Consider the following 15,902-nt stretch of genomic DNA (forward strand, 5'->3'; position numbering starts at 1 on the left):
TCCTTCCGGGGCGTACATCGCTCGTGGCGTCACGGGCTGATCAGAGGGCGGCGTCGCGGAGCAGGGCCTCGAGCTCGGCCTCGGAGTAGAGCCGCTCGGGGCGGATGACCGTGTCGTCGGCCACGAAGTAGAACGACGCGTCGACGAGGTCGACGTCGATGCCCTTCCACCGCGCGTAGGCGAGCCGGTACAGCGCGAGCTGCAGCTGCTTCAGCTCGAGGTCGGCCGCGTCGACGGGCGCCCGCCCGGTCTTCCAGTCGACGACCTCGAAGCGCCCGCCCTCGGCGAAGATCGCGTCGATCTTGCACACCACGATGCGGCCGCCGAGCACCAGGTGGATCTCGACCTCCACCTCCTCGGGCCGCCGCGCCGCGAACGGCGACCGCTGGAACGTCTCCACCAGCTCGGCGAACCGCACGTCCTCGGCCGACCCCGCCCCCGACGCCGTCGAACTTCCGCCGGCCGTTGTGGCCGTTCGACCGGCTGCAACGTCATCATCCGACTCTCGGTGGGCAGGGGCGGCCGACCCGTCGAAGTCATTCATGCTGTCCTGGTCGAGGTCGGTCAGGTCGTCGAAGAGGTCGTAGCCGGGGAGGCCGTCGACGTGGTCGGCGCCGAGGGCGGGGAGGTCGACCAGGGCGTCGGCGCCGTCGCGGCGGAACATCTCCTCCACCCAGCTGTGGAATCGGGTGCCGAGGCGCGTCTGCCGGTAGGGCCGCTCGGGCATCGGACGCTGCAGCGCGCGCACGACCGCCTGCGGGTCGGACACGTAGTCCTTGAAGCGCGACGCCGGGATGCGCACCGGCACGTCGAGCGCCACGTCGGCGCGGAGCCGCGCGCGCTCGGCCAGCAGCAGCTCGATGTCGTGGTCCCAGGGGGTGGACGCGCCCGGATCGGCCGCCCGCACCGCAGCGGCGGCCGTCTCGACCCGGGACCGACGGCCGCCGAGGGGATCGCGCGGCCAGCTGACCCAGTTCTCCGCTTCGGCCAGCGGGTTGTCCTCGTGCTCGGGCGCATCCGGGAGCACGCCCTCGGCGATCAGGCCGATCGACTCGAGCTCGCGGAGGTAGAGGCCGGGGCCGCGGGGGCGCTTGACGCCGGTGGTCCAGAAGGAGCCGGTGAGCAGGAGCATCTCGCGCGCACGGGTGACCGCGACGTAGATCAGGCGGCGCTGCTCGGCGGCGTACTGCGAGGCGTTGTCGGCCAGGAACGCGTCGAGCGCCGGCTTGAAGTCGCTCTGCGTGTCGAGGCCCTGCCAGGCGAGCTTCGGCAGCTCGGCGCTGTCGCCGCGGAAGTCGAACGGCAGCTCGCCGAAGCTCAGCCAGCCGCGGCTCGAGCGCGGATCGCCCGGCAGCTCGCCCTCGACCATGCGCGGGATGGCGACGACGTCCCACTCGAGGCCCTTCGCACCGTGGATCGTGAGGATCTGCACGGTGCCCGGCTCGGCCTCCTCGCTGCGCGGCTCGAGGCGGTCGCGCTTCTCGGCCTCCTCGAGCCAGGACAGGAAGTCGCCGAGACCCGCCGTCGGGTCGAGCGCGAGGAACGACGTCAGCTGCTCGGTGAAGGCGTCGAGGCTGGCGCGGCCGAGGGTGTGATGGGGGCTGGCGAGCACCTCGATGTCGAGCAGGAGCTCCTGCTGCACCAGGTCGACGAAGTCGACGAGGCCGAGGCCCGCCCGCGTGCGGAGGTGGGCGAACTGGGCGGAGGCGCGGCGGAGGCGATCGAGGCCCGCCTCGCTGAACGGCTCGAGCGCGCGGTGGTCGGGACGGGCCGTGGCGAGGAAGTCGAGGGCGTCGACGATCGACCGGTCCTCGTCGTCGACGACGGAGCCGCGGAGCCGCCCCGAGACCTCGGGCTCGAGCTTCTGGAAGCGGTGGTCGCGCTCGGCGATCCAGGAGGCGAGGGCGCGGAGCGCCACCAGGTCCTTCGTGCCGATGCGCCAGCGGGCTCCGGCGAGCACGCGCAGGAGGTCGGACCCGGCCGTCGGGTAGTAGAGCACGCGGAGGGTCGAGACGAGGTCGGCGACGGCCGGCTGCCCGAGCAGGCCGCCGATGCCGAGCACGTGGTAGCGCACGCCCCGCGCCTCGAGCGCCGCCGTGAACGGCTCGATCTTCTTCACCGAGCGGCAGAGTAGGGCCGCGGACGGTCGCGTGCCGTCGGGGCGCGGACGCAGCTGCTGCTCGAGCCAGGCGGCGACCTGCTCGGCCTCCTCGCGCACGGTCTCGCTGAAGCCGACGTCGAGCCGGCCCGCCACCACATTCGGGCGAGGCCCCAGCTCCTCGACCGGGATGCCCGAGGTCGCCGTCAGCGGCCGCACCAACGTGTTGGCGGCCTGAAGCACCACCTCGGGGTTCCGCCAACTCGTCGACAACGCGAACGGCGGCGCCGGCACCACCGTCGGCGGAGTCGCTGCCCGCGGAGCCGCGGGGGCCTCCGCGGCGGTGGGCGGGGCCGCGAGGGTCGCGGCTCGGGCGGGCGTGGCGCCCGGCGTGCGGCGGGTGTCGCCGAAGTCGGTGCGGAAGCGCGCCAGGTTCGCCGCGCTCGCCCCGCGCCAGCCGTAGATCGACTGGTGGGGGTCGCCGACCGCCATCACGGCGTGCTCGCAGAACAGGGCCGAGAGCAGGCGGGTCTGCACGACGCTCGTGTCCTGGTACTCGTCCAGCAGCACCACGCGGAACCGGTCGCGGTAGTCGGCCACCACCCGCGGCGTGCTCTCGACGATCGCGAGGGCCAGGGCGATCTGGTCGGAGAACTCGACGTACCCCCGCCGCACCTTCTCCGCCGCGTACTCGTCGGCGAGGTCGAGCAGCAACGGCAGCGACGCCACCGGCGCGATCGCCGACTCGAGGTAGCCGAACACCGCGCCGCCGCGCGAGCTCTTGCCCTTCGGCAGCGACGCCAGCGCCTGGAACCGCTCGGCGTAGCGCGACACCGGCCCCGACTCGGTCACGTTCTCGCTCAGCGCGCGGCTGAGGTTCAGCACCGCGCTCGTCACCACGTCCACCGACCGGTCGATGCCGAGCAGCCGCTCGTCGCGGCTCGCCACCACGACCGAGCGCGCCAGCTGCCAGGCCGAGGCCTCGCTCAGAACCGCGGCCTCGCCCTCACGTCCGATCAGCACGGCGTTCTCACGGAAGATGCTGTTCGCGAACGCGTTGTACGTCGCGATCTCGGGCGCGTCGAAGGGGTCGGGCTCCCGCTCGGTCACCCGCGCCTCGGCCAGCTGCGCGAGCCGTTTCCGGATGCGCTCCGCCAGCTCCCCCGCCGCCTTGCGCGTGAACGTCAGCCCGAGCACCTCGGGCACCTGCACCAGCCCGTTGGCGATCAGCCACACCACGCGGTTCGCCATCGTCTCGGTCTTGCCGCTGCCCGCGCCCGCCACGACGATCCGCGGATCCAGCGGCGCCTCGATCACCGCGCGCTGCTGCTCGGTGGGCCGCGGCAGCCCCAGGCGGTCGGCGATCTCGACGGCCGGGATCAGGCCCTCGGGCGTGCTGGGCAGCGGGCGCGCATCCGCCGAACCCTGCCCCGGCCCGGGCACTGACCCATTCGTTGACCCACCAGCCGACCCGGGTGCCGGTGCGGTCGACGGATGCGCGGCCCCCGCTCCCCGCGGCGCGACGAAGGCGCGCGGATCATCGAGGTCGGCGAGGTCGAACAGGGCGTCGCTCATTCGCTCACCGCCTTGATCAGCTGGATGCGGTACTCGTAGCGGTTCTGGTTGTCGCGCTCCTCGGGGGCGGCGACACCCGGGAACTCGGCGGCGGCCATGCCCTCGGCGACGGCCTCGATGCGCCAGGCGATCTCGGCGAGCGACTCGTCGTCGAGCGGATCCTGCACGCGGAGGGTGAACCGCGCCTCCCGGTCGCCCTTCGCCACGTAGAGCAGCGCGGCGCCCCGATGCGATCCGGCGGTGGGGACCGCGTCGGGCTCGCCCAGGCCGTCGACCGTGCCGCGGGCGAGCGCCAGCTGGTAGGCCGCCATCTGGGCGTGGCTCGGCATGTCCGCGGCGCGCACCGGGTACTTGCCTGTCTTGAGGTCGATCACGAGCAGGGCGCCGTCGGCGTCGCGCTCGACGCGGTCGATGGATCCGTTCACCTGGGCGCGACCCTGCCGGAACGAGAAGCCCGCTTCGGCGCCCACCAGCTCGTGCTCCTCGCGGTGCTCGAAGCGGCGCAGGTAGTCGGCGAGGCCGTCGAGCTTGGTCTCGAGGGCGCGGCGCTCGCGCTGCTCGATCCACGGGGCCTCGAAGCGCAGCTCCTTCCAGCGCTCCTCCGACACGCGGGCGAGCGCTTCGACCGTCGGCTCGGCCTCGGGATCGGTCGAGACCGACTCCATCGCCGCGTGAACGATGGTGCCGATGCCGGCCGCGAGGCTCTTCGATCCGCCGGCCACCTGGTCGACGAACCAGATCAGCGGCGACTGCTCGAACGCCTCGATACGCGACGGCGACACCCGCACCACGGCCTCCTCGTCGGCGGGGTCGATGACGGGCTCGTCGGTGGACGCCGTCAGCAGCCCGTACCACTCGGCCGGGTCGGCGCCGGCCGCCCCCTCCTGGGAGAGGCGGGCGAGCGCGGCGGCGGCGCGCAGGTCGCCGTCCTCCGCGACCCGGCGGCGCAGGTAGCCGGTCAGTCCGCGGAGCGTGAGGGGGTGCCGCGCCTGGGCGATCGGCTCCGCGTCCGGCGCGAAGCCGAAGAACGGCGAGGGCTGCTCGTCGTCGTTCGCGACGCAGCTCAGCACGGTCAGCTTCCGCGAGCGGGACACGGCGAGGGCGAACATCCGCAGCTCGTCACCGAGCACCTCGGCCCGCTGAGCGGCCGCGGCCGCCCCCGCAGCGTCGGCGGAAACCGGGGCGACCGCGGAAGCAGCCGAAGCCGCGGAAGCCGCCGAAGCCGGGGAAACCGCAGAAGCCGCGTCGCCATCGTCGAGACGCCCAGTCGAGATCGAGCTGAGAACCGGGTCACCGGATGCCCGCCCCGCCGCCGCACCAGACAGCACCGTCCGCACCGGCACCGCTCCCGACAGCTCCCCCGCCTCGGCGAGCGCCGTCAGCCGCTGCGCGTGCAGCAGCGACCCCCGCAGCCGGAGGTTCGGCCACACCGACTCCTGCAGCCCCGCCACCACGACGACGTCGACCTCGACGCCGACCGCGCCCGTGGGCGTGGTGACGAGCACGGCGTCGCTGCGGGAGCGCGGCGACAGCGTGTCCTCCGGGACCTCCGCCGTGAGGAACTCGTCGAGGAACAGCTCCGCCGGCCGCTCCGGATCGCGCTCGACCGAGCGCCTGGCCGCCGTGAAGAGCGCCACCGCGCCGTCGAGGTTGCGGTTCGCCTCGTCGGCGACGATGCCGGTGCCCGCCGCGAGGTCGCCCCAGCGCTTGGCGAGACCGGTGCGCTGCCAGAGCTCCCAGAGCAGCTCCTCGACGCTCGACCCGGCCTCGTGGCTCGCCCGCACCGCCGCGAGCGTGGTGCCGAGCGCCGCGACCCGCCGCGCGGGCGCCGAGTCGATCGTGGCGAGCACGCCCGGGATGCGCACGGCCTCCTCGAGCAGCTCGTCCGAGTGCCGGCTGCCTCCGCTCGCGAGCTCCTCGTGCCGCAGCGCGAGCCGCAGCCGCCGCAGCCCCACCGCGTCGACGCCGCCGAGCGGCCCGAGGATGAGCGAGGACACCGCCGCCGGCGTCAGTTCCAGCCGCCCGATCGCGAGCGCCACCCCTTCGGCGAGGTGCCGCGCCGCGTAGTCGTCGCGGAGCGCCTGCACCGCCGAGAGCGTGCGCGTCGGCACCTCGGCGAGCCCCAGCCCGCGCGCCATCGCCGGCACGAGCGCGCCCGAGCGCACGATCACCGCCATCTGCGACCACTCGGTGCCGTGCAGCAGGTACTGCTCCCGCAGCAGCCGCGCCACCGTCGAGATCTCACCCGCCCGGGTGTCGGCCTGGATACGGAGAACACGCCCAGCACCAGCACCAGCACCAGCACCCTCCACCGTGTCCCGCTGCCGCCCCGCGGCCGCCGCCCCGATCCGCTCGGTCACCCGCCGCGTCAGCCCCCGCAGCACTCCCCCCTGCCGGTGCGACTCCCGCAGCACCACCGGCGCCAGCGTCGGCACCCCGAGCGCGCGCGACAGCTGCCCGAGTGCCCGCACGTCCGACCCCCGGAACCCCGTCGTCGCCGTGTCGGGATCACCGAACGCCACCACCGCCGCCCCCTGCCGCGCGAACTCCCGCACCAGGTTCACCGCCCCGATCGCCAGGTCGGGGAAGTCGTCGACCACCACGAGTCGCAGCCCCGCCGGCAGCCCGCCGTCGCGCACGATCCGCCGCGCTTCGGCGAGCAGTTCGGCCGAGTCGAGGTGCGCCACCTCATAGGCCTCGAGCGTCGCCTGGTACTCCGCGAGGAAGGCGGCCGCCCCCTCCCACTCCGCCAGCCCGTGCGCGACCCCGAGGCGCGCCAGCGCCGCGGGCGACACCCCGTTCTCGGTCGCGCGCATCATCAGTTCGCGCAGCTCCGTGCGGAACTCCTTCAGCCTCCGCACCTCCGCCGGCAGCGACGCCGGCCAGGCGACGGCCGCCCGCCCCGCCAGTTCGTCCTCGATGCCGCCCTGCAGCAGCTCCGCCACGATCCTGTCCTGCTCGGCCCCGGTGAGCAGCGCCACCGCACGCGACGGGGCAGCGGATGCCCGAGCCGCCCCCGCGACCGGGGCCGCCCCAGCGCCGGCCGCCGTGCGATCTCCTCCCGTGCGCACGATCCCGAACGCCGCCGAACTGGGCGTGCGCGCGAGCGGACCGCTGCTCGGCACCCCCAGCCGCAGCGCCACCCGGTCGCGCAGCCGCGTCGCGCTCTGCCGCGTCGGCGCCAGCACTAGCACGCTCTCGGGCGCGAGCCCGTGCCGCCCGACGCGGTCGGCGACGAACTCGACGAGCGCCGTCGTCTTGCCCGTGCCCGGCGCCCCGATCACCGCGAACGACGCCTCGACCGGACGCGCCAGGAGCTCGGGCGGCACCCCGGCGAGAGCGCGCGAGGGCGCCGCGGCGGCCGTCTCGGGGGCCGTGGCGCGGGGAGCGTCGGTGGGTGCGTCGATCACGGCCACCACGGTACCTTCCCCCTCCGACATCGCCGGGCCGCGCATCCGCTCGCCCTCATCGGCACGTGGCAGCACACGCCGCAGACGCGCCTCAGACCGGAGGGACGCGCGCCCCTGTTCGCTCTGGGCTGGTGCCCGCGCGCCCCATTCGGCGGGCGCTGTCGGGGGTGTGCCGTAATCTGAACTCGTGGCCGGTCGAATCGGTCACGTGACGTGAAAGGCACCCACTGATGGACATCCGTATCGGCATCGCCAACTCGCCCCGTGAGCTCAACTTCGAGTCGAGCCAGTCCCCCGCCGAGATCGAGGCGATCGTCTCCGACGCCCTCACCAACGGCGGCACCCACGTCTCCCTGAAAGACGACAAGGGCAAGCAGTACCTCGTTCCCGTCGCCTCGCTCAGCTACGTCGAGATCGGCAGCGAAGAGTCGCGCCGCGTCGGCTTCGTCGCCTAGCCGCCCCTCATGGAACTGCTGTTCATCACCCTCGGCGGCGTCATCCTCGGGCTGATCGCCCGCTATGCGCTGCCGAACCGCGACCGGCACGGCGTCGTGGTGGTCCCCGCCATCGGCGCGGCCGTCGCGGCGGTCGTCTGGGGCATCCTCACCTGGGCCGGCCTCCCGTGGGACGGGGGGTGGATCTGGGTGATCAGCCTCGTCGTCACGGCCGTCGCGGTCGTGGTCGCCGACGTGCTGATCGGCCGCCGCCGCAAGGAGAGCGACGAGGTGCGCCTCCGCCAGCTGCTCAAGGGCGGCGTCACCGCCTGAGCGGCCCGCGCTCGGCAGTCGAGCGGATGCGCGGCCGGCGCCGCACGAAGCGCCCACGCCGAGCAGCAGAGCGGATGCGCGGCGGCGCCTAGGCCGTCAGCCCGAGCCGGTCCATCCGCCGCGTGTGCGACGCGATCATCTCGGTGAACACGGGCTCGATCCTCTGCTCGTCCGACTCCTGGTTGCCCGAGAGGTGGATGGCCGAGCGGCACACGAGCAGCGTGTCGCCCACGACGCGCCGCCCCCACATCGCCAGCCGCGGCCCGAGCACCGGGTCGGCGGCGATCCCGTCGGCCAGCAGGTCGGCGATCGCCCGCCGGCCCGTCTCGGCGTCGAGGATGGCCACGCAGCGCGGCGCGATGTCGCCCGGCAGCCCGGCGGCCAGCAGCGTGAAGAAGTCGTCGAGGATGCCGGCGGTCAGGTACACGCTCGCCAGCTGCTCGAACCAGTCGCCGCCGCGCACGAGCGAGCGGTAGCGGTCGATCCCCGCCGTGAACGGCTCGATCACCTCGGCCGGCACGTCGACCCGGCGGCGGATCTCGGCGACCAGCCGCTCGTGCTTGTCGAGCGCCTGGCTGGCCGCGGGAGCCAGCACCTGCTTGGCGGCCACCGTCGGGGCGGCGGCGATCGCATCCGACACCTCTTCGAACACGGCCAGCTGCACATACGCCGCCTGGCCCAGATAGGGCAGCACCTCGGGCGTGAGCTCCGCCAGGTTGACCTTGGGATAGCTCGCCGAGTCGTCCCGGGGTTTCAGCCGCGGGATGTCGATGCGCACCTTCGGGCGGCGGAGAAAACCGAACACGACGCCAATCCTAACGGGGCGTGCGAGGGCGGCCCGACCCCGAGCGACCCCGTCCCCGACCCGCCGCCGCGGCCCTTCCGGCCGCTCGGCAGGCCCCGTCCACTAAACTCGACCCGGGCCCTGACGTAAATCGGGGCAATCCGCCGCCGCCCGGCGCCATCGCCGGTCATCGCTCGAGTCATCCGAGCGCCGTTCCTCACTACGGCGGCACCGCTTCCACGACAGGTATCCACGTGAATTTCTCAGACCTCAAGGTCGACCAGGACATGGTCGACGCCCTCGCCGCGAAGGGCATCCTCGAACCGTTCCCCATCCAGGAGCAGACGATCCCCCTCGCCCTCGACGGCCAGGACATCATCGGCCAGGCCAAGACCGGCACCGGCAAGACCTTCGGCTTCGGCCTCCCGATCATCCAGCGCCTCGGTCTCGACCCCGAGCCCGGCGTCAAGGCGCTCGTCGTCGTGCCGACCCGTGAGCTGTGCGTGCAGGTCACCGAAGACCTCGAGATCGCCGCCGGCAACCGCCCCACCAAGATCGTGTCGATCTACGGCGGCAAGGCCTACGAGGGTCAGATCGAGCAGATCAAGGCCGGCGCGCAGATCGTCGTCGGCACCCCGGGCCGCCTCCTCGACCTCGCCGGTCAGCGTCTGCTGAACCTCGGCGCCGTGCAGGAGATGGTGCTCGACGAGGCCGACAAGATGCTCGACCTGGGCTTCCTCGCCGACATCGAGAAGCTCTTCGCGCAGACCCCGGCGAACCGCCACACGATGCTCTTCTCGGCCACGATGCCCGGCCCGATCGTCGCGCTCGCGCGCCGCTTCATGAACCGGCCCATCCACATCCGCGCCACCGACCCCGACGAGGGCCTGACCCAGGCGAACATCAAGCACCTCGTCTACCGCGCCCACAACATGGACAAGGACGAGGTCATCGCCCGCATCCTGCAGGCCGAGGGCCGCGGTAAGACCGTCGTCTTCACCCGCACCAAGCGCGCCGCCGCGAAGCTGGTCGAGGAGCTCAACGACCGCGGCTTCAACGCCGCCGCCGTGCACGGCGACCTCAACCAGGAGCAGCGCGAGCGCGCGATGGCGGCGTTCAAGGCCGGCAAGAAGGACATCCTGATCGCCACCGACGTGGCCGCCCGCGGCATCGACGTCGACGACGTCACCCACGTGATCAACCACACCATCCCCGACGACGACAAGACCTACCTGCACCGCGCCGGCCGCACCGGCCGCGCGGGCAAGACCGGCATCGCCGTCACCTTCGTCGACTGGGACGACCTGCACAAGTGGGCGCTGATCAACCGCGCCCTCGAGTTCGGCCAGCCCGAGCCGACCGAGACCTACTCCTCGTCGCCGCACCTGTTCTCCGACCTGAACATCCCGGCGGGAACGCGCGGTCGCCTCAAGGCCACCTCGCGCTCGGCCGAGGCCGGCATCGCTCCCCGCTCCGACCGGGGCGAGCGCGGCGGCGACCGTGGTGGTGAGCGCGGCGGCGCCCGCAGCGGTGAGCGCGGCGACCGCGGGGGTCGTGGCGGCGAGCGCGGCGACCGCGGGGGCCGCACCGGCGCCCGTGCCACCCAGGGCACGGTCACGGCTCCGGCCTCCGACGCGGCCGGCACCGAGTCCGACGCCCCGACCACGGCCGCCGTCGCGGCGAGCGCCACGGCCGGCGGTGAGAACGCGGGCGCCCCGCGCAACCGCAACCGCAACCGTCGTTCGGGCGGCTCCGCCCCCACCTCGGTGCTCGACAACGACACCTCGCGCAAGCTCGCGCCGGGCTCCCTCGCCTCGGGCACGCTGCCCGCCGCCATCAAGGAGTCGGGCGCCGCCTCGACCGAGTCCACCTCGGCCGGCGCCGGCAGCGAGCACCACGACGGCAACAGCGCCCCGCGCCGCCGCAGCCGCTCGCGCCGCCGCGGCCCCCGCCCCGCGGGCGAGTAGCGCTCGACAGCGGAACGCCGAAGACGGTCGCGCCCCTCGGGGCCGGCCGTCTTCGGCGTTCCGGGGGTTCGGCCGGGTGAACGGATGCGCGTGCCCGACCCTCGGCCGAGCATCCGCTCATCGTGGTCGCCACGACCGCGGCCGACGCACGACGTCGGCCGAGCATCCGCTCACTCGCGCTGCCCGAGCGCCAGTCGTGCTGCGGCCGCGCCGGATCAGCGACTACGCGTAGACCGGGCTCCACCCGGTGGCGCGGGCGATCAACCGGTCGAGCACCTCGGGCCGCGTGGTGTTCTCACCGAGGCGGTTCGGCTTGCCCTCGCCGTGGTAGTCGCTCGAGCCGGTGAGCGCGAGGCCGTAGCGGTCGGCGAGGCGCAGCAGGCGCTCGCGCCCCTCGGGGGTGTTCTCGCGGTGGTCGACCTCGAGGCCGAAGAGCCCGGCGTCGACGAGGTCGCCCATGCGGTCGTCGAGCGCGACATCGGCCCGGCTGACGGTGGCCGGATGCGCGATGACGGGCACTCCCCCGGCCGCGACCACGAGCTCCACCGCGAGCAGCGGGTCGGGGGCGTAGTGCGGCTGGTAGTAGCCGGCCCGCCAGTGCAGGATGCCCGCGAACGCTTCGCTGCGGGTCTCCGCGAGGCCCCGCGCCACGAGCGCGTCGGCGATGTGCGGGCGCCCGACGGTGGCGCCGGGGGTCGTCTGGGCGAGCACGTCGTCCCAGCCCACGTCGTAGTCGCGGCCGATCCGGGCCACCATCTCCTCGGCGCGGTGCAGCCGGGCCTCACGGATGTGCGCCGTCTCGGCCACGAGCTTGGCGTTGTTGGGGTCGAACAGGTAGGCCAGCATGTGCACGCTCGACCAGTCGAGCCGGGTGCTGAGCTCCATGCCGGGGATGAGCGTGACGCCGTTCTCGACGGCCGCCCCACTGGCCTCCGACCAGCCGGCGGTGGAGTCGTGGTCGGTCAGGGCGACGGTGCCGAGGCCCGCCTCGGCCGCGGCCCGCACCAGGATGCCCGGCGACTCGGTGCCGTCGCTGACGCGGCTGTGCGTGTGCAGGTCGATCGGCGCGCGGAACAGCCGATCGGGAGACATTCCCCAATGCTAACCACTCCGCGATCTCTCCACAGACCGCCGTCTCCGTCCACAGCCCGCCGCGCTCCCCGCGCGCGCCCGGCCGCCGGGTGGAGAATGGAGGCATGGCAGACACCACCGCATCCACCACGGCCGACCACTCCGTCACCGAGGCCCCGAAGCCGCGCGCCACGAGCAACCGGTCGACGACCCCCGCGTCCGAGACGTTCCGCGACTACATCGGCAGCCAGTGGGCCGACCGCGAGGAGGTGCTGCCGCCCGCGCGCGAGCAGGCGCCGTTCGCGGCCGAGCGCCGCCGCCGCCTCTCCGAGGCCTACACCGGCAAGCGCCTGGTCGTCGCCTCGGGCGCCGCCAAGCAGCGCTCGAACGACACCGACTACCCCTACCGGGCGCACTCCGCGTTCTCCTACCTCACGGGCTGGGGCTCCGACAGCGAGCCGGGCTCGTTCCTGGTCTTCGAGCCGGCGGATGCGGGTCACGACGTCACCCTCTACTTCCGTGAGCGCGCGGGCCGCGACTCCGACGAGTTCTACGCCAACCCCGAGATCGGGGAGTTCTGGATCGGGCCGCGCCCCTCCCTCGCCCAGGTCGCGAGCGACCTGGGCCTCGCCACAGCGGGCATCGCCGGCTTCGAGGACGTGCTGTTCGACGCCGACACCCTCGTGGTGCGCGAGGCCGCACCCGAGCTGCCGACGGGCGCCGGCGAGGAGGCCGACGCCGACTTCCACCGCTTCCTCTCCGAGATGCGCCTGGTGAAGGACGAGTACGAGATCGAGCAGATGCGGCTCGCCATCGCCGCCACCGCCCGGGGCTTCGACGACGTCATCGCCGACTTCCCGCGCAGCTCGCAGCACGAGCGCGGCGAGCGTCTCGTCGAGGGCGTGTTCAACACCCGCGCGCGGCTCGACGGCAACACCGTGGGCTACGACACGATCGCGGCCTCGGGGCCGCACGCCTGCATCCTGCACTGGACGAGGAACGACGGGCCCGTGCGGCCGGGCGACCTCATCCTGCTCGACGCCGGCGTGGAGCTCGACAGCTACTACACGGCCGACATCACGCGCACGATCCCGGTCGACGGCCGCTTCACCGAGGTGCAGCGGAAGGTCTACGACGCGGTGCGCGAGGCGGCCGACGCGGCCTTCGCGATCGTGCGGCCGGGCATCAAGTTCCGCGAGATCCACGCGACGGCGATGGCCGTCATCGCCGAGCGCACCGCCGAGTGGGGGCTGCTGCCGGTGAGCGCCGAGGAGGCGCTCGAGGCCGACAACCAGCAGCACCGCCGCTACATGGTGCACGGCACGAGCCACCACCTGGGCATCGACGTGCACGACTGCGCGAAGGCCCGACGAGAGATGTACCTCGACGGCGTGCTCGAGCCGGGCATGGTCTTCACCATCGAGCCGGGGCTCTACTTCCAGCCCGACGACCTGACGGTGCCCGAGGAGTTCCGCGGCATCGGGGTGCGCATCGAGGACGACATCCTGGTCACCGCCGACGGCGCCGAGAACCTCTCGATCGGGCTCCCCCGCACGGCCGACGAGGTCGAGGCCTGGTACGCGCGGCAGAACCCGGCCGCCTGACCCCCGGCGCTAGTCCAGGCCGAGGAGGTTGCGGGCGCGGTTCGCCAGCTCCGCGCTCGTGAGCACCGAGTACGAGGTGGCGACCACCTGCATCACCGAGGTGAAGTCGCGGCGGCGGCGGTTCAGGCTGTAGACGGCGATGTTGAAGAACATGCCGAATCCGGCTCCGATCAGCGCCGCGGCGCCGATGAACAGCAGGGTCGACGCGTTCGGCGAGAGCAGCGTGAGCAGCAGGCCGAAGAACAGCCCGATCCAGAGGCCCGACAGGGCTCCGGTGCCGGCGGCCCGGCCGTAGCTGAGCGAGCCGGTGACGCGCTCGACGCTGACGAGGTCGTTGCCGATGATCGACACCTCCTTCACCGGGAACTCCGCCTTCGAGAGGGTGTCGACCGCCTTCTGGGCGTCGTCGTAGCTGTCGAAGGTGGCGACCACCTCCCCGCGCGGGATCGACGGGAAGCGGGGCAGGCCGCGGCGGGTGGAAGAGGATCGGTCGCTCACCCCCCGATCATCCCACGGGCGCCTCAGCGCGACCCGAGTGACCCCGGCCGGCCGGCCGCGCGAGGCCCCACCGCGGTCGACCGGCCGGCACGCGCATCCGGAGCCCCCACCACCCCGCGCCGCGCCCGGCTGACGTGCATGCGGGGGGTCTAAGTTAGTAGTCGTGAGTGCCACCAGAGTCTTCGTCGCCCGGTTGGCGGGGTGCACCGTCTTCGACCCCGCCGGCGACCGTCTCGGCAAGGTGCGGGACGTGCTCGTGGTGTACCGCAAGAGCGATCCGCCGCGGGTGGTCGGGCTGATCGTCGAGATCCCCGGCCGGCGCCACGTCTTCGTCTCGATCGGCCGCGTCACGAGCATCTCGAGCGGCCAGATCATCACCACCGGCCTCATCAACGTGCGCCGCTTCGAGCAGCGCGGCGGCGAGGTGCGCGTCATCGCCGAGATGCTCGGCCGAACGGTCGTCTTCGCCGACGGATCGGGGCAGGCCACCGTCGAGGACGTCGCGATCGAGGAGCACGGCCCCGGCGAGTGGGCGATCGTGCAGCTGTTCGTGCGCCGCCCCAAGACGAGCGCGAGCCTCTTCGCGAAGGGCGCAACCGTCTACGCCGGCTGGAACGACGTGCGCGAGCAGACCGCCCGTGGCCAGGCGCAGTCGGCCGAGCAGCTGATCGCGACCTACAGCGAGCTGAAGCCCGCCGACCTCGCCAGCACCCTGCTCGACCTGCCGCAGGCCCGCATGCTCGAGGTCGCCGAAGAACTGCCCGACGACCGTCTCGCCGACGTGCTCGAGGAGATGCCCGAGAGCGAGCAGGTCGAGATCCTCGCCCAGCTCGACGACGACCGCGCCGCCGACGTGCTCGACCAGATGCAGCCCGACGACGCGGCCGACCTCATCGCCCAGCTCTCGGAGGAGCGCGGCGAGCACCTCCTCGAGCTGATGCAGCCCGAAGAGGCCGACGACGTGCGCATGCTGCTCGCCTACGCCCCCGACACCGCCGGCGGCCTGATGACCACCGAGCCCATCATCGTCAGCGCCGACGCCACCGTGGCCGAGGGCCTCGCGCTCATCCGCCGGCACGAGCTCGCGCCCGCGCTCGGGGCGGCCATCTTCGTCACGCTGCCGCCGTACGAGCCGCCGACCGGCCGCTTCCTCGGCGTCGTGCACTTCCAGCGCATGCTGCGCTACCCGCCGCACGAGCGCCTCGGCACGATCCTCGACCAGGGTCTCGAGCCCGTCACGGCCGACACCAGCGCGGCCGTCGTGTCGCGCATCCTGGCCAGCTACAACCTGGTCTCCGTTCCGGTTGTCGACGACAACCACCGCCTGGTCGGGGTGGTGACCATTGACGACGTCCTCGACTACCTTTTGCCCGACGACTGGCGAAGTAACGACAGCGACCCAGACACCCCCCGGGTGCCGGATCGCACACTCTCGCGAGCGCAGGCCATAGCCCCGCGCTTGACCACCCGCGGAAGGAGGACCTCGAATGGCCGGTCGTAACAGCAAGCCCCAGAACCCGCTCGACGCACCCAAGGGCCGTCGCACGAGCGTCATCCCGCGCCGCCCCGTGGCGTCGCGCGACCGCTTCGGCCGTGCCACCGAGGCGATCGCCCGTGCGATGGGCACCCCGTTCTTCCTGATCGGCCTGACGCTGTTCTGCGTCGTCTGGATCGTGTTCAACTCGATCGGCCCCGAAGACCTGCGCTTCGACTCGGCGGCCATCGGCTTCACGGCGCTGACGCTCATCCTGTCGCTGCAGGCCTCCTACGCCGCCCCGCTGATCCTGCTCGCGCAGAACCGGCAGGACGACCGCGACCGCGTGCAGTTCGAGCAGGACCGCCAGCGCGCCGAGCGCAACCTCGCCGACACCGAGTACCTGGCCCGCGAGGTCGTGGCGCTGCGCCTCGCGATGCAGGACATGGCGAGCAAGGAGTTCATCCGCGCCGAGCTGCGCTCGCTGCTCGAGGAGCTCGATCGCGGCCGCGACGACGTCCCGGACGCACCGCCCACCGGCTCCGCCCGCAGCCGCTCGGGCCGCGGCACCCCGACCGGTTCGGTGCCGGTCGTCAAGCCGTGAGCGACGCGACTCCCGAGTCGGGTCAGGATGCCCGCCCCGCTGCCGCGCGC

General features: G+C 73.2%; 11 protein-coding genes. 6 read left to right on the forward strand and 5 right to left on the reverse strand.

The genetic code is table 11. The features are described 5' to 3' along the window. Positions 1 to 40: 40 nt before the first annotated feature. Together ITJ64_RS15750 and ITJ64_RS15755 are read right to left on the reverse strand one after the other, a co-directional pair. Positions 41 to 3,673 carry an ATP-dependent DNA helicase gene (locus tag ITJ64_RS15750; protein ID WP_194681659.1) on the reverse strand — a complete coding sequence of 1,211 codons (3,633 nt, stop codon included), beginning with the start codon at positions 3,671 to 3,673 and terminating at the stop codon, positions 41 to 43. Further along, positions 3,670 to 7,083 carry a UrvD/REP family ATP-dependent DNA helicase gene (locus ITJ64_RS15755; protein WP_194681660.1) on the reverse strand — a complete coding sequence of 1,138 codons (3,414 nt, stop codon included), beginning with the start codon at positions 7,081 to 7,083 and terminating at the stop codon, positions 3,670 to 3,672. Before ITJ64_RS15755 ends, ITJ64_RS15750 begins: the two co-directional genes overlap by 4 nt. Before the next feature lie 230 nt (positions 7,084 to 7,313). Between ITJ64_RS15755 and ITJ64_RS15760 the strand changes: the two genes are divergently transcribed. Both ITJ64_RS15760 and ITJ64_RS15765 read left to right on the forward strand, forming a co-directional pair. Then, positions 7,314 to 7,538 (forward strand): DUF3107 domain-containing protein, encoded by a 225-nt coding sequence (locus ITJ64_RS15760; protein WP_194681661.1) that lies wholly within the window; start codon positions 7,314 to 7,316, stop codon positions 7,536 to 7,538. Positions 7,539 to 7,547: 9 nt separating this feature from the next. Next, a complete protein-coding gene (locus ITJ64_RS15765; RefSeq protein WP_194681662.1) occupies positions 7,548 to 7,850 on the forward strand; it encodes a hypothetical protein in 303 nt (100 codons plus the stop codon). An 88-nt stretch (positions 7,851 to 7,938) separates the two neighbouring features. Here the strand turns inward: ITJ64_RS15765 and ITJ64_RS15770 are convergent, their stop codons facing one another. Next, on the reverse strand, positions 7,939 to 8,655 hold the full coding sequence (locus ITJ64_RS15770) for a ferritin-like fold-containing protein (protein ID WP_173181408.1): 717 nt from the start codon (positions 8,653 to 8,655) through the stop codon (positions 7,939 to 7,941). Positions 8,656 to 8,921: 266 nt separating this feature from the next. Here ITJ64_RS15770 and ITJ64_RS15775 point away from each other — a divergent pair, with 266 nt between their 5' ends. Next, positions 8,922 to 10,601, forward strand: coding sequence for a DEAD/DEAH box helicase (locus ITJ64_RS15775; protein ID WP_228509061.1), 1,680 nt, complete (start codon positions 8,922 to 8,924; stop codon positions 10,599 to 10,601). A gap of 222 nt (positions 10,602 to 10,823) precedes the next feature. Here ITJ64_RS15775 and ITJ64_RS15780 read toward each other — a convergent pair whose 3' ends face one another. After that, a complete protein-coding gene (locus ITJ64_RS15780; RefSeq protein WP_194681663.1) occupies positions 10,824 to 11,693 on the reverse strand; it encodes a PHP domain-containing protein in 870 nt (289 codons plus the stop codon). Between the two features lie 104 nt (positions 11,694 to 11,797). Between ITJ64_RS15780 and ITJ64_RS15785 the strand changes: the two genes are divergently transcribed. Further along, positions 11,798 to 13,276: an aminopeptidase P family protein gene (locus tag ITJ64_RS15785; RefSeq protein ID WP_194681664.1), complete on the forward strand. Its 1,479-nt coding sequence runs from the start codon at positions 11,798 to 11,800 to the stop codon at positions 13,274 to 13,276. Positions 13,277 to 13,285: 9 nt separating this feature from the next. Here the strand turns inward: ITJ64_RS15785 and ITJ64_RS15790 are convergent, their stop codons facing one another. Continuing rightward, a complete protein-coding gene (locus ITJ64_RS15790) occupies positions 13,286 to 13,774 on the reverse strand; it encodes a general stress protein (RefSeq protein ID WP_370545218.1) in 489 nt (162 codons plus the stop codon). 163 nt (positions 13,775 to 13,937) lie between these two features. Here ITJ64_RS15790 and ITJ64_RS15795 point away from each other — a divergent pair, with 163 nt between their 5' ends. Further along, positions 13,938 to 15,275 (forward strand): magnesium transporter MgtE N-terminal domain-containing protein, encoded by a 1,338-nt coding sequence (locus ITJ64_RS15795; protein ID WP_194681665.1) that lies wholly within the window; start codon positions 13,938 to 13,940, stop codon positions 15,273 to 15,275. Continuing rightward, on the forward strand, positions 15,262 to 15,852 hold the full coding sequence (locus ITJ64_RS15800; protein ID WP_194681666.1) for a DUF1003 domain-containing protein: 591 nt from the start codon (positions 15,262 to 15,264) through the stop codon (positions 15,850 to 15,852). The genes ITJ64_RS15795 and ITJ64_RS15800 overlap by 14 nt, the downstream gene beginning before the upstream one ends. Positions 15,853 to 15,902 lie beyond the last annotated feature (50 nt).

The sequence above is a fragment of the Herbiconiux sp. VKM Ac-1786 genome (genome assembly GCF_015350805.1).
Classification (GTDB): Bacteria; Actinomycetota; Actinomycetes; order Actinomycetales; family Microbacteriaceae; genus Herbiconiux.

Coding starts and splice junctions, on each gene's coding strand:
- ITJ64_RS15750 (WP_194681659.1), bottom strand. CDS start 3,673: ATGAGCGACGCCCTGTTCGACCTCGCCGACCTCGATGATCCGCGCGCC.
- ITJ64_RS15760 (WP_194681661.1), top strand. CDS start 7,314: ATGGACATCCGTATCGGCATCGCCAACTCGCCCCGTGAGCTCAACTTC.
- ITJ64_RS15765 (WP_194681662.1), top strand. CDS start 7,548: ATGGAACTGCTGTTCATCACCCTCGGCGGCGTCATCCTCGGGCTGATC.
- ITJ64_RS15775 (WP_228509061.1), top strand. CDS start 8,922: ATGGTCGACGCCCTCGCCGCGAAGGGCATCCTCGAACCGTTCCCCATC.
- ITJ64_RS15780 (WP_194681663.1), bottom strand. CDS start 11,693: ATGTCTCCCGATCGGCTGTTCCGCGCGCCGATCGACCTGCACACGCAC.
- ITJ64_RS15785 (WP_194681664.1), top strand. CDS start 11,798: ATGGCAGACACCACCGCATCCACCACGGCCGACCACTCCGTCACCGAG.
- ITJ64_RS15800 (WP_194681666.1), top strand. CDS start 15,262: ATGGCCGGTCGTAACAGCAAGCCCCAGAACCCGCTCGACGCACCCAAG.